Origin of the sequence: Roseibium sp. (assembly GCF_025698965.1) — a bacterium.
Classification (GTDB): domain Bacteria; phylum Pseudomonadota; class Alphaproteobacteria; order Rhizobiales; family Stappiaceae; genus Roseibium.
In genome coordinates, this window is sequence record NZ_JAILWL010000158.1 from 1 (window position 1) to 12,332 (window position 12,332).

A 12,332-nucleotide genomic window follows, 5' to 3' on the forward strand; every position below is an offset into this window, starting at 1 on the left:
CTTCGGACCCGCCGGGACAAGGGAATTGGACCGTTCACCGGAATGAGTTGCGACAACATTCTGGGGAACGGGACAGTCTTCCGCCAAGCCGTGGTTTCCCTTGCGCGAATGTCCGATCCGGAACTGGCGGACTGGATTGAAAAGTCCTGCAGTTTCCCAAATTCCATGGTGGATTGCATTGTCCCCGCGACAGGGTCAAAGGAAATCGAAGCCGTCCGCCGTACCGGCATCGAGGATCTGGTTCCTGTTACCCATGAACGGCACAGGCAATGGGTGATCGAGGACAGATTTTGTGCCGGCCGGCCGGCGCTGGAAAAGGTTGGCGTGACATTCAGCTCCGATGTGCATGCCTACGAAACCATGAAAATCAGGATTTTGAATGGGGGACATCAGCTGCTCGCGAATGCGGGCGAGATCCTGTCGGTTGAATCCATCGCCGAGGCGATGGCCCACCCGCTGATTGGTGCGTTTTTTCGAAAGGTCGCGCTCGAGGAAATTGTACCGCAGGTACCGTCGGTTCCAGATTATACCGCCGGGGCCTATGTCGACCTGATTTCCGAAAGATTTGCAAATCCCGCGATTGTTGATGCGGTGCGTCGTGTGGCATTTGACGGTTCGTCTCGGCACCCTGGTTTCCTGTTGCCTTCCGTCCGGCAGGCATTGGCAGCGTCAGCATCTGTCGATGGTCTGGCACTTGCCGAAGCCATTTGGGCATTCATGTGTGCCGGTAAGCGTGCAGATGGCAGTGTCATCGAGCCCAATGATCCGAACTGGGATTCTCTTTTTGAAATGGCTCAAGCGGCGCGTTTTTCTCCCAAATCCTGGCTTGAGTTGTCTCAGATCTATGGAGAGCTGCGACACGATCCAGAGTTCGCAGATCCATTTGCGCGTTGGTTATCGATGATCTGGGACGACGGTTTGGAAACTGCGCTGAGCGTCTACCTGGCTAAAAACACCAAGAGCGCATGAGTCCGAATGTGAACAGAAGCATTTTGTCGTGTGATTGCCGCAGAAGAGGGAGTTTGGCCTGATGTCAGAACTGATCGATTGCGTAGTGGACGCAATGTTAAGTCAACACAGAGCAGACAGGCGTCTGCTGGTTGCCGTGGCAGGACCACCTGCAACCGGGAAAACAACATTCTGCGAGACGTTGATTGCGACACTCAATACGCGCAAGGACATTACCGCCGAAGCGTGTGTCGTCCCGATGGATGGCTTTCATCTCGACAATCGCCAACTCCAGTCTCTTGGTTTGAGCGCACGCAAGGGAGCGCCTCCGACGTTTGATTACGACGGATTGTACTGCCTGCTCAATCGGACCCGAACGCAGCGCAGCCCGATCTACTATCCATTATTCGACCGCGAACGCGATCTAGCAATCGCAGCGGCCGGAGTGGTCAGACCCGAGACCGAAATGGTCGTTGTAGAGGGAAATTATCTCATGCTGAACCAGGAGCCGTGGCGAAGGCTGGCACCGCTTTTCGACCTGGAGATCTTTCTCGACGCGCCATTGACCTGTCTCGAGGATCGCCTGATTCAGCGCTGGCTGGACCATGGATTGGAACGCGGCGATGCAGAATTTCGCGCCCGCGCCAACGACATACCCAATGCAGAACTGGTCTTGAAAAACATTCGAACGTCTGAAAACGCGTTCAAGGCCCAGGTGACACAAAGTGAGTTCTTGCGTTTTTGATTTGCCGTCGCGGACTGGGGCCCACCAACAGCCAAGCTTTTTTCCAATCGGAGATAAATAATGATGTCAGTACTCGATAAGCTGCGAGAGATGAGCATAGTTGTGGCGGATACCGGCGATGTCCGTGCGGTTCGGGATTGGAACCCTGTGGATTGCACAACCAACCCGACACTTGTCCTCAAGGCGCTCGAAGATCCCAATTCCGATGAATTGATTTCGCAGGAAGTGGAGCGAGCGCACAGGACTGGCCTTTCTCCCAGACATGTCTGCGAAAACCTTACTGTTGCGATTGGCGCGGAATTGTCAGGTTCAGTTTCCGGACGCGTGTCGACTGAAGTTGATGCATGTCTGTCTTTCAATGTGGAGAAATCGGTCGAACGGGCCCGGCAAATCATCGCCGGTTACAATGCGATTGGTGTCGACAAGGAGCGAGTGTTGATAAAGCTTGCTGCCACTTGGGAAGGTATCAAGGCGGCTGAAATCCTTCAGGATGAAGGCATAGATTGTAACCTCACACTGGTATTCTGCCTGCCGCAGGCCGTCGCTTGCGCCAGCGCCGGTGCTTTTCTTATTTCACCGTTCGTTGGCCGCATTACGGATTGGCACAAGGCGAACGGCGGTCTGAACACGATGGCTCCCGAAGAAGATCCAGGTGTCCAGTCTGTCCGCAACATCTATGATTATTACAAGTCGAACGGGGTCGACACGATCGTCATGGCTGCGTCGTTTCGCACAACATCCCAGATCAAGGCACTTTCAGGCTGCGACCGATTGACGATCGCACCACACCTGCTGGAAGAAATGAGCAGCGACACAGGAGACCTTGTCAGAGCGCTTGACCCTTCACGGGTCACACACAGGGAACCGTTGAAAATGGATGAAACTCGCTTTCGCTGGCTGCTAAACTCAGATGCCATGGCGACTGAAAAGCTGGCTCAGGGAATTCGAAATTTCGATGCTGATCACCGGCAGCTTGTCAATCTGATTGCTGACCGCATGAAAGCGACCAGCACCCGGCTTCTCTAACCTGTGCAGAAACATCAAGGTGGGGCAGACTGAATAGGCCACCGGTCGAATGCTTGTGTTTACTGGAACCGTCCCGATCGTTCGAGTACCTCAATCTGATATCCATCAGGATCCTCGACGAAGAAAAAGCGCGCGACCAATTCTCCCGCAGGGGCGAATTCGACAAGCTTTCTGGGGTTGAGACCTTCAGCTTTGAAACGGGCATGCTCCTTTTCCAGATCCTCAACGGAGACGGCTAAATGTCCGTATCCATCGCCGAGGTCATATGGCTTGGTCTGCCCCTTGTTGACGGTCAGCTCCATCTCGAAGCTGGTCTCCGCATTGCGCAGGTAGATCAGCGTGAAGCTTTCAAAGTCCAGCCTGTCCGCTACCTCCAGACCAAAGGCACGACGGTAAAAATCAATGGACCGCGCTTCGTCAAGCACGCGGATCATACTGTGGATTGCCTTGGCCATGGGTCCATCCGAGTTTGGGCATTGTTGCGACTGGATCAGCTTACATTGTCGGACATCAGAGTTGGTAGTAATCTCATACTACAATGTACAAAACTCAAAGCTATTTTTAAATTTATAAAGCGAAAATATGCTAAGTTTAGATAATTGTAAAATTTTGAAACAGTTTTTTCCGTAGATTGTAATGTTATATTTCAAACATCTGTAAATAAACTTGAAAAAATATATAATTTTTATTTTGGTATTGTTTGTTGTTTTCAGATTGTGTCAATTTGTTATTATGTTTTACCGGGAAGCGCTCTGGTTGATTTCTTCCCGTTGGCAAGGTGCTGTCGCCGAACTCCAAAAAACTCAGGTCGGTGTTTGCCAGAATGGCAGGCTTCGTCATGCAAATGAGTATCGCGACGGGGATGCAAATTGGCAGGGTAAAGGTTAGTCGTCTAATGAGTGTTGTTGCTGCCAGCCATCGGAAGTTGGTTCCATATCATCGACAGATCTTCACGCATGTGTTTGTGCACCGCTTTGAGAAGATCGTCACGGGTCTGCTCCGGCAGTGCGTCGATGTCTTCCTGGATCCCTCTGAGTCCATCCGTGTCGAGCGAACGTTCAGCGATTTCGATCTTTTTGAGCAGTGGATGGGTGTCGCCCAGCACATCCCTTCCAGCGGTGGTTACGGCCGAGATAAATTGTCTTGCCGCTGTCAAATGCATGAAAATTTCCTCCAAACCTCACCTGCTGCAGTCCGGTGCATATAGGAGAAAAAGATGTCCGGTCAATCACAGCAAATCGATGAACTGCTTCGGCAAAGGATGAGTGTTGTTCAGGAACTGGCGACCGCCAATGCCGAACATCACCGGCTACTACAGCTTACAGGTGGGGCCGATTTCCTGGCTCTGAAAGCGGGAATGGAACTTAACGACGTCGATGGCCGAAAGATCGCCATATGCGAACTAGAGGCCAATGCCGCTCTCGTGGACGCACTGCATGCGAAGTTGGATCGCATCGACAAAAAACTGGCAGAGAAGAACTCAAATGGGGAACGCCATGAATGAACAAAGCGCAAGGGGACTGTCTGCATTTGAACTGTTGGCAATGTCCTGGTCTTTTGAGAATGAGGCGATTCACTCCGTTTTTAGTCGAGACGGAAAATTTGCCGGTTTTCTGCTTGCCTCCGGGAAATTGGCAATTGTGCGAACTGCGGACGCGGAATCGCCGGATCGGCGCACTTCGATAGACGAGGAAACCGGGCGGGCGTCTATCCGTCCCCGGACAATCGAGCCGATGGCACCGGTCATGCCGGATCTGACTGCCGTGACGCATCTTCCCTTTGCCCGGTGCGGCGAGCAGGGCTTCGTTCTCGCTTGCAAAGACGGCACTGTGTGCCAGGTCACGGCACGCGGTCACGTCATCGAACGGGTTTCGTCGGGCAACGGTCCTGTCACCGCTTTTGCTGGAGATCTCGCGGGTGAACGCCTTGTCTTTGCTCGTGCGAATGAAATCTTCGTCTTGGAAACTGGCCATGATGGACCGCCAACTTCCTTAAAATTGGCGCATCCGGTTACCTGCCTTTCGATGCACCAGGACGGTGGCAAAGTTGCAGCCTGGGGGGCTGGAACAGCTTCGATCGTTGACGTCTCGAAGATGCCGGAACTCCTTTGGAGCGGCGTTTGCAAAGGTGATGTGACAACAATGAACTGGAATCGCGCGGCGACTTTTATCGCTTGCGGATGTGCGGACAAAGCACTGCTGATCGTCAATTGCTCAAACGGATCCGTGCAACGAATTGACAGTTTTCCAGAGCAGGTGCGTTGCGCCGAATTCAGTCAGGAGGGCGACGCGCTTGTTGCCTCGGGAGCTTTCCGTCTGGTGGGGTGGGCCGCATCGGATCTGCCGCAAAGCGATGAACCCGGAACACCTTTGGCATCGGGAAAGGTTGGCTTCGTCGTGATCGACATGATCGCCGCGCATCCGGCAAAAGCGTTGGTTGCTGCGGGTTATCAGAACGGAATGATCATGGTGACGGGTATCGGAAAACCGGATGAGCTGCTGTTGAGGAATGCCCCGAACGAGCCTGTCACGACATTGAGTTGGTCTCCTGATGGAAAGCATTTGTCCGTAGGCGACAATGTCGGCAATTGCAGCATTGTCACGTTCCCGGACCAGATGTTCAAGCAAGCTTAAAGGAGGAAAAAATGCAGGAAGAGCAAAAGCAACTGTCGCCTGAAGAGGAAAGCAAGGATCGTTTCTTCAGGCGGATCTCTGAACTGTCGGAAGAGATGATCGAAGAACACGGCAAGGACTTTGCCATGGGAGCTTTGGTAATGGCAGCTCAGTGGATTGCGCGCGGAGAGCCGAAATCGACCGCAGAAAGCCGACATTGATCGTTGCGCCGCGCCGGTCAGCCGGAGGATTCTTCGGCAACGGTGCGGCGCCAGTGTTCTATTGTGATTTCACCGATTGCCGCTGCCGAGGCAGCAAGAACATACTTGTCATGCTGTAGAGATCTTTCTGTCCTTATGGCATCCAGATCCTGCAATAACCGTCCCTGAAGAACACTTGAATACGCACATATTTCGTGCAGCCGCAACGTTACGAATTCAAGGCAGTCACGGGTCTCGTTGAATTGCACATCTCCGGGCGCGACCGATTTGGAAATTGGTCGTCTGCGAAAAGACGTATGAGCGGCAGTTCCCAATATTGCCAGCGTATTGCGGCGCCAGTCTGAATAATCGCCCTGTGCGCCATAATCCAAACCGACCTCATAAAGCTTGTCCGCCACCACGCGAAAAGCCCGGCCTCCCGCAATGTGGCGCCGCCAGAATTCATTCGCTTCCTCAGTCGAACCGCAAGCTATGAAACGACGTGCAAGTTTACGACGGATCAAAAACGCAAGTGCCATATCCGCATCTTCCGAAATCGAACGGGCGATCTGCATGGACGGGATCGGCAAATCAGTGAGAAACAGCAGGCGTATCGCATCAAGTTGTTCCAACAGCCGATAGGTGACAGCCTGAAGGCTGGACCACTGTGCTTGGTCAAGTTGCGTTTCAGGCAGTGCCTCAACGCAATTGCTTGCTGAATGGAGTGAGGCAACCCAGATGACTGCCTGGTCGAAGAGCAAAAACGCATCCATTGGCGCACTGCTGACATCGGTTCTGGGAGTGTCGAAAACCCGAAATCCCCTTAAGGAACCAATGGTCTGGAGCCAGACGCACTCAAGGTCGAGACCTTTTGCTGACCACAGCTGTTGGGTTCTTGCAATCAATTGCGGCGAGGCGCCGGGATAACTGCTCAAGAACGAACTTGTTCTTTCAAAAGCCATTTCATTCAGAACCGGTGAGTTCACCAGACCGCCTCTGGTTTAGGAATATCAGCATACCGGGTTGCAATTCGATATGCGCACAAGGCAGCCTGGTTTTCGTACCGTATTTCAACGAATACGAGACTGAAGGCATGCGGTCTATGCGCGATACGCACGTCTCAGCGAGACAAGAACTATGCAGGGCCGGGTGAATTGCTGCAAGAGAATGTTGAAGCAACTGACAAGACTGTGTTTCGGCTGTGTCAGGCATTTCGGACAGTCATGTAAATCAGTGTAAATTTCTGCAACATGTTTTTGTCTGCTTGACTGAGCATAAGAAAGTAATTTGGATTTTCTTCCAATTCAGACAACTTTTTTTAAAAAAATAAACTTAGAAAAATCAATAGTATACGTGGAAATACCTAACTTTCTGCATGGAAAAATTTCAATATTTCCGAAACTGGACTCTCCCTTGCAATTAACAGGGCACAACACAGCGCTCCTGGCTCAAAGGGGCCATTAAGAACGAAGGATTTGGGAGGTTAAGCACTGTTTTGCCAGCAGCCGGCAAAAGCAGTGCGTTTCCGGAAGACCCGCAACGCGATGCGAGTCCATTCAACCTTTGCCGTCATCTGTCTGATCCCGTGCGGTCGTGGAAATCCAATTCCTTCGGCCTCCACGTTTCGGATTGGCTTTCTCAGCAGCTAACTGCTGCCAACCACCGGCCGGGTTACCGGCTAGAGCTTTAGGAGGCTCAAGGTATGGCGATTACGTTGAACAAGATTACCTCCCAACGGGGAATTTCCGTCGGAGAGGCTACAAAGAAAATTTCCGATCTCGGTTGGAACCCGACCTACGTCCAGGAAGCTTCAACGTTTCCGACGGATTACAAGATTACCAAGGCCCCGCGGGATCCGATGAAGCAAGTGCTTCGTTCTTATTTCCCAATGGAAGAAGAAAAAGACAACCGGGTTTACGGTGCACTCGATGCCGCTCTTCGCGGTGACATGTTCCGTAATGTGGAACCCCGTTGGATCGAGTGGATGAAACTCTTTCTTGCTATCATCCCGTTCCCGGAAATTTCCGCAGCTCGCTCAATGTCGATGGTCGCACGTCTGGCACCGGGTGAAGATCTTCGCACCGGCTTTACCATGCAGATGGTCGATGAGTTTCGTCACTCCACGATCCAGATGAACCTGAAGAAATGGTACATGGAAAACTATATCGATCCGGCCGGATTCGATATTACCGAAGAAGCCTTCGGCAAGTGCTACGCAACCACGATCGGACGGCAGTTCGGGGAAGGTTTCATTACCGGCGACACTATGACCGCCGCGTGCATGTATCTGACAGTTGTTGCCGAAACGGCCTTTACCAACACCCTGTTCGTGGCGATGCCGTCGGAAGCTGCACGAAACGGCGATTATGCTCTGCCGACCGTGTTCTTGTCCGTGCAATCAGACGAAAGCCGACACATCGGCAACGGTCATTCCCTGTTGATGGCGGCCTTGAAAGAGCCGGAAAACCATCTGCTTCTCGAGCGAGACCTTCGTTACGCGTTCTGGCAGAACCATGCCATCGTTGACGCTGCAATCGGTACGTTTATCGAATACGGAACGACCAACCGTGAAAAGGAGAAGGAATCCTACGCGGAAATGTGGCACCGCTGGATTTTCGAAGACTACTATCGGACCTACATGCTGCCGCTTGAAAAATACGGCGTGAAGATCCATCACGACGATGTCCAGGAAGCCTGGAGGCGGATTACCGACAAGAAGTATGTGCACAAGGTTGCCCAGTTCTTCGCAGTTGGCTGGCCGTTGAACTTCTGGCGGATCGATAGCCAGACGGAAAAAGACTTCGAGTGGTTCGAGCACAAGTATCCGGGCTGGTACGACGAATTCGGTGAATTCTGGAAATGGTACGCCAAACTCAGCAAGCCGGGTGAAAAGGTTATCACCTTCAACGAGGAAACCGGCTACGCATATCCGCATCGCTGCTGGTCCTGCCTGGTACCCTGCCTGATCCGTGAAGACATGGTCATCGACCAGATCGACGGCGAATGGCACACCTTTGCGCACGAACTCGACCGTTGGACCGCCGTTGAGGCTTTCTCCGACGAGTATCAGGGACGTCCGACGCCTGCCATGGGCAAGTTCTCCGGCAAGCGTGAATGGGAAACTGTTTATGACGGCTGGGATCTGGCTGATGCCATCAAGGATCTCAACTTCGTCCGTGAAGACGGTGAAACGCTTACCCCGCAACCGCATTTGCGTTTCCATGACAAGGATCAGTGGAAACTTGAGCATGTTCGTGGCCATCAGCTGGCTTCACCGCTCAAGGCACTGCGGGCCATGTCCGATGCCGATCGCGACGCGCATGTTGCCGAGTATCGCAAGGGCTTCACCATCAATCCCTGCAACTAAGAAAGTGCGGAGGCCAGAAATGGCCTCCGTTCTCCCCGGTCCGTGAAATGACATCACGGCAATTCGGAAGACGGAGACTGAACAAATGTCAGAGACCTACAATGTCCGGCTGGAGCCAGTAGGTGTGGAATTTGAAGTGGAGGAGGACGAAACGATCCTCGACGCCGCTTTCCGCCAGGGAATTGCGCTGCCCCACGGGTGCAAGGAAGGCCAATGTTCGGCGTGCAAATGTGTCCAGCTCGACGGTGAAACCGAGATGTTGAGCTATTCCACATTCGCACTGAACGATATGGAGCGTGACGGCGGGCATTTACTGATGTGCCGCACGTTAGCCTACAGTGATATTGAACTTGAACTTCTGAATTATGATGAAGAGGTATTGTCCAAATCTATCCCGGTTAAAGAATACAGTGGTCAAATCGTCGATTTTCAGAAGCTAACGCATGATATTCGCGGCGTTCAAATGAAACTCCATGCGCCGCTCAAGTTCTGGGCGGGTCAGTATGTCGACATCACGGTCACCACGGAAACGGGGGAGACGATTACACGGTCGTTCTCCATGGCAAATCCGCCGAGCGAAACCGAAAATCTCGCGTTCATCATCAAAAAATACCCGAATGGAAAATTCTCCAATGAACTCGATGACGGTGGCATCAAATCCGGAGCCGAAGTCAGGGTCACGGGTCCCTATGGAATGTGCTTCCGCAGAGAAGGACGAGACGGACCACTCATCCTAGTCGGCGCCGGTTCCGGGATGTCTCCCGTCTGGTCGATCCTGAATGATCACCTGGCAAGTGGAGAGGATCGTCCGGTCTACTTCTTCTACGGCGCACGCTCGCGCAAAGACCTTTTTAAGCTGGACGAGATTTCGAAGATCACGGACGAGCACCCGTCTGTCGAATTCATTCCGGTTCTCAGCCATGCCGACGAGGATGGGACCTGGTCCGGCGAACGCGGATTTGTTCACGAGTGTGTCGACCGTCATCTCAAAGAACTCGGTATCGAAGGTGAAGGGGATGTTTATGCATGCGGCCCGCCGCCGATGATCGATGCCCTGACACCTGTTCTGTTCATGCATGACTTCGATACGGACCGCATTTTCTTCGACAAATTCACTCCAACTTCCGGTTCATCGGCCCACTGAGAAACGGGCCGATCGCTAGTGGAATGAGCAATCTCAGAGAGGGAGGCTACGATGGTAGCAACATCAAGTTCAGTCGGATCCGGAGCTGCGGGAGCGGCAACATTTGTTGGATCAGGCAGCCGTAAATTCAACTATTTCGATCCACGCGGGAAACGGGCAACTCATTACGAGGACGTGACGGTTGATGTGCAACCTGATCCTGATCGTTATTTGATCCAAAACTGGATCATCGAATTTGAGGGTGGCAAGGGCGGGGGTGCCTATCAAAAGGACAACACCGCGGCACTCAGCTCTAACTGGCATGCTTTCCGGGCTCCGGATCAGGAATGGGAACGCACGCACTATCAGCGTCAATCCAAAATCGTGACCATGGTGCAGAATGTGATCTCCAACGCACGCAAGGCTGGAGCGCATACCGCCTTCGACCAGGCCTGGTGCAGAATACTGCAGGCACATCTGGGAGCGTGGAAACATGCGGAGTTTGGGCTAGGAACGTCGCTGATGCAGGCGCAGCGTTACGGCTACACCCAGATGATCAACAACGCCACGCTGACCAACTCCAGCTACAAGATGCGCCTGACGCAGGACATCACCTTATATCTCGCTGAAATCGGCATGGATATCGATGGATGGGACGATGAGCTTGGCAAGAGAACTTGGTTGGAAGATCCGATCTGGCAACCGACCCGTGAAGCAATCGAAACCATCATGGGCAGCGAGGATTATCTCGAGCAGTACTTTGCGATCAACATCATCTTCGAACCACTGGTCGGCGAGCTCGTTCGTTCCGGGTTCTTCATGCAAGTGGCGGCAGCCAACAACGACTTCATCACACCGCCTGTGATCTCGGCTGCCGAGGCGGACTACGAGCGCAATCTCGCGAACGCGATCGACCTCATGTACGTGCTGATCAACGACGAAAAGCACTCAGATCACAACAGAAACCTGTTCCAGTCCTGGATCGCCAAACATGGTTCGTTGGCTAACAAGGCGGTCAATGCCCTGCAGCCGATCTGGTCACAGCCCCATTCGAAACCCGTCGCATTTGAGGACGTCAAAGCCGTTTCGCAAGAGCGAATTGGCCAGATTCTCGGCGAACTCGGTCTCAGCCGGTAATCCAAGGAGTATTCCAAATGTCAAATATTGCACGCGATGCGTCCAAACAGAACATCTTCAAATCGATGGACGAGATCAAGTTCGAGCAGACGGTCTCACACCAGTGCGGCGTGACCATGAACGACAGTGTCGAGGCACGCGCGATCGCCGAGTTTATGGGAGAGGATCCCAAGGTCACCGTCACTTACAACCCGGCCACCATTCGCATCGATGGCGAAGGAAAGCTTATCTTCAAGATGGATGAGATCAGTGAATTCCTGGGGCGCGAAATGACCGCGGAAATCTTCGAGGTCAACACCTCCACCCACTACGGCCGGATGGTCCGCGTGGATGACAACACGGTCATCCTCTTCGGCAACATGGACGATGTGTTCGAATACATCGAGTAACGAAGTCGCCGCAGATCTTCAAAGTATTGAAGCAGATCTGCGGCGAGTATTTCTTACCAGTAAACCAAGTAAAATGATGGAGGAGCATGATGTACAGAACCAAAGACGGGAAAGAAATCTTTGTTCTCGACGGCCATACCCACTTTTGGGACGGAAGCCCGGAAAATCAGGCGAACGTGCATGGGAAACAGTTCATTGATTGTTTCTATGCCTATCACACCAACCTGAGCCCCGAAACGGAGCTTTGGGAGAAAAGCAAATTCGAAAAATACTCTGCTGACGATGTCTATAGAGATCTGTTCGTGGATGGTCCGGATGACATGGCGATCATCCAGTCGACCTATCTCAACGACTTCTACAAGAACGGGTTCTCCAGCATCGAACGCAGCACGGACATGGCCGCGCGTCATCCGGAGCGTTTTATTGTCAATGGTTCGTTTGATCCGCGCGATGGTGAAAAGGCGCTGGAATACATCCATTACATGAAGGAAAACTTCGATATTCAGGGTGTGAAGATGTACACCGCTGAATGGAACGGAGACAGCAAAGGGTGGGCGCTGAACGATCCTGCTGCCTACAAGTGTTTTGAGCTGTGCGAAAAGCTCGGCATCAAGAACATCCATGTTCACAAAGGGCCGACGATCATCCCGCTGAACAAGGACGCCTTTGATGTTCACGATGTCGATCACGCGGCCACCGATTTCCAGAATCTGAATTGGATCATCGAGCATTGCGGTCTGCCCCGCCTGGATGATTTCTGCTGGATTGCGACGCAGGAGACGAAT

14 protein-coding genes are annotated in these 12,332 nt (G+C 52.7%); 11 read left to right on the forward strand and 3 right to left on the reverse strand.

The window, feature by feature from the left end:
- The 3 genes from K5905_RS14300 to tal all read left to right on the forward strand — a co-directional run.
- The coding region (locus K5905_RS14300; protein WP_297585029.1) for a mannitol dehydrogenase family protein at positions 1 to 969 on the forward strand (969 nt) is incomplete at its 5' end.
- A 61-nt stretch (positions 970 to 1,030) separates the two neighbouring features.
- Entirely contained in the window at positions 1,031 to 1,693 is a 663-nt protein-coding gene (locus tag K5905_RS14305; RefSeq protein WP_297585031.1) for a nucleoside/nucleotide kinase family protein, read from the forward strand.
- A gap of 63 nt (positions 1,694 to 1,756) precedes the next feature.
- Complete coding sequence (gene tal, locus K5905_RS14310) at positions 1,757 to 2,719, forward strand: transaldolase (protein ID WP_367186966.1); 963 nt, start codon at positions 1,757 to 1,759, stop codon at positions 2,717 to 2,719.
- 59 nt (positions 2,720 to 2,778) lie between these two features.
- Here tal and K5905_RS14315 read toward each other — a convergent pair whose 3' ends face one another.
- Both K5905_RS14315 and K5905_RS14320 read right to left on the reverse strand, forming a co-directional pair.
- Entirely contained in the window at positions 2,779 to 3,174 is a 396-nt protein-coding gene (locus K5905_RS14315; RefSeq protein ID WP_297585036.1) for a VOC family protein, read from the reverse strand.
- Positions 3,175 to 3,611: 437 nt separating this feature from the next.
- Positions 3,612 to 3,881 carry a hypothetical protein gene (locus tag K5905_RS14320; protein WP_297585039.1) on the reverse strand — a complete coding sequence of 90 codons (270 nt, stop codon included), beginning with the start codon at positions 3,879 to 3,881 and terminating at the stop codon, positions 3,612 to 3,614.
- A gap of 54 nt (positions 3,882 to 3,935) precedes the next feature.
- Here K5905_RS14320 and K5905_RS14325 point away from each other — a divergent pair, with 54 nt between their 5' ends.
- Genes K5905_RS14325 through K5905_RS14335 form a run of 3 tightly spaced genes read left to right on the forward strand, consistent with a single transcriptional unit; the run spans position 3,936 to position 5,552 of the window.
- A complete protein-coding gene (locus K5905_RS14325) occupies positions 3,936 to 4,223 on the forward strand; it encodes a hypothetical protein (protein ID WP_297585041.1) in 288 nt (95 codons plus the stop codon).
- Complete coding sequence (locus tag K5905_RS14330) at positions 4,216 to 5,352, forward strand: hypothetical protein (RefSeq protein WP_297585044.1); 1,137 nt, start codon at positions 4,216 to 4,218, stop codon at positions 5,350 to 5,352. The genes K5905_RS14325 and K5905_RS14330 overlap by 8 nt, the downstream gene beginning before the upstream one ends.
- An 11-nt stretch (positions 5,353 to 5,363) precedes the next feature.
- Entirely contained in the window at positions 5,364 to 5,552 is a 189-nt protein-coding gene (locus K5905_RS14335; protein ID WP_297585047.1) for a hypothetical protein, read from the forward strand.
- A 17-nt stretch (positions 5,553 to 5,569) separates the two neighbouring features.
- Here the strand turns inward: K5905_RS14335 and K5905_RS14340 are convergent, their stop codons facing one another.
- Positions 5,570 to 6,517 (reverse strand): hypothetical protein, encoded by a 948-nt coding sequence (locus tag K5905_RS14340; RefSeq protein WP_297585049.1) that lies wholly within the window; start codon positions 6,515 to 6,517, stop codon positions 5,570 to 5,572.
- Between the two features lie 716 nt (positions 6,518 to 7,233).
- Between K5905_RS14340 and K5905_RS14345 the strand changes: the two genes are divergently transcribed.
- From K5905_RS14345 to K5905_RS14365, 5 genes are all read left to right on the forward strand, one after another.
- The gene (locus tag K5905_RS14345) at positions 7,234 to 8,898 is read left to right on the forward strand and encodes an aromatic/alkene/methane monooxygenase hydroxylase/oxygenase subunit alpha (protein ID WP_297585052.1); all 1,665 of its coding nucleotides are present in this window, start codon (positions 7,234 to 7,236) and stop codon (positions 8,896 to 8,898) included.
- Between the two features lie 85 nt (positions 8,899 to 8,983).
- The gene (locus K5905_RS14350; protein WP_297585055.1) at positions 8,984 to 10,042 is read left to right on the forward strand and encodes an NADH:ubiquinone reductase (Na(+)-transporting) subunit F; all 1,059 of its coding nucleotides are present in this window, start codon (positions 8,984 to 8,986) and stop codon (positions 10,040 to 10,042) included.
- Between the two features lie 51 nt (positions 10,043 to 10,093).
- On the forward strand, positions 10,094 to 11,158 hold the full coding sequence (locus K5905_RS14355) for an aromatic/alkene monooxygenase hydroxylase subunit beta (RefSeq protein ID WP_297585058.1): 1,065 nt from the start codon (positions 10,094 to 10,096) through the stop codon (positions 11,156 to 11,158).
- 17 nt (positions 11,159 to 11,175) lie between these two features.
- Positions 11,176 to 11,547, forward strand: a complete 372-nt coding sequence (locus K5905_RS14360; protein ID WP_297585061.1) for an MmoB/DmpM family protein — start codon at positions 11,176 to 11,178, stop codon at positions 11,545 to 11,547.
- Positions 11,548 to 11,636: 89 nt separating this feature from the next.
- Positions 11,637 to 12,332, forward strand: a 696-nt coding sequence (locus K5905_RS14365; RefSeq protein ID WP_297585064.1) for an amidohydrolase family protein, incomplete at its 3' end; no start/stop codon positions are given.

Coding starts and splice junctions, on each gene's coding strand:
- K5905_RS14305 (WP_297585031.1), top strand. CDS start 1,031: ATGTCAGAACTGATCGATTGCGTAGTGGACGCAATGTTAAGTCAACAC.
- tal (WP_367186966.1), top strand. CDS start 1,757: ATGTCAGTACTCGATAAGCTGCGAGAGATGAGCATAGTTGTGGCGGAT.
- K5905_RS14315 (WP_297585036.1), bottom strand. CDS start 3,174: ATGGCCAAGGCAATCCACAGTATGATCCGCGTGCTTGACGAAGCGCGG.
- K5905_RS14320 (WP_297585039.1), bottom strand. CDS start 3,881: ATGCATTTGACAGCGGCAAGACAATTTATCTCGGCCGTAACCACCGCT.
- K5905_RS14325 (WP_297585041.1), top strand. CDS start 3,936: ATGTCCGGTCAATCACAGCAAATCGATGAACTGCTTCGGCAAAGGATG.
- K5905_RS14330 (WP_297585044.1), top strand. CDS start 4,216: ATGAATGAACAAAGCGCAAGGGGACTGTCTGCATTTGAACTGTTGGCA.
- K5905_RS14335 (WP_297585047.1), top strand. CDS start 5,364: ATGCAGGAAGAGCAAAAGCAACTGTCGCCTGAAGAGGAAAGCAAGGAT.
- K5905_RS14345 (WP_297585052.1), top strand. CDS start 7,234: ATGGCGATTACGTTGAACAAGATTACCTCCCAACGGGGAATTTCCGTC.
- K5905_RS14350 (WP_297585055.1), top strand. CDS start 8,984: ATGTCAGAGACCTACAATGTCCGGCTGGAGCCAGTAGGTGTGGAATTT.
- K5905_RS14355 (WP_297585058.1), top strand. CDS start 10,094: ATGGTAGCAACATCAAGTTCAGTCGGATCCGGAGCTGCGGGAGCGGCA.
- K5905_RS14360 (WP_297585061.1), top strand. CDS start 11,176: ATGTCAAATATTGCACGCGATGCGTCCAAACAGAACATCTTCAAATCG.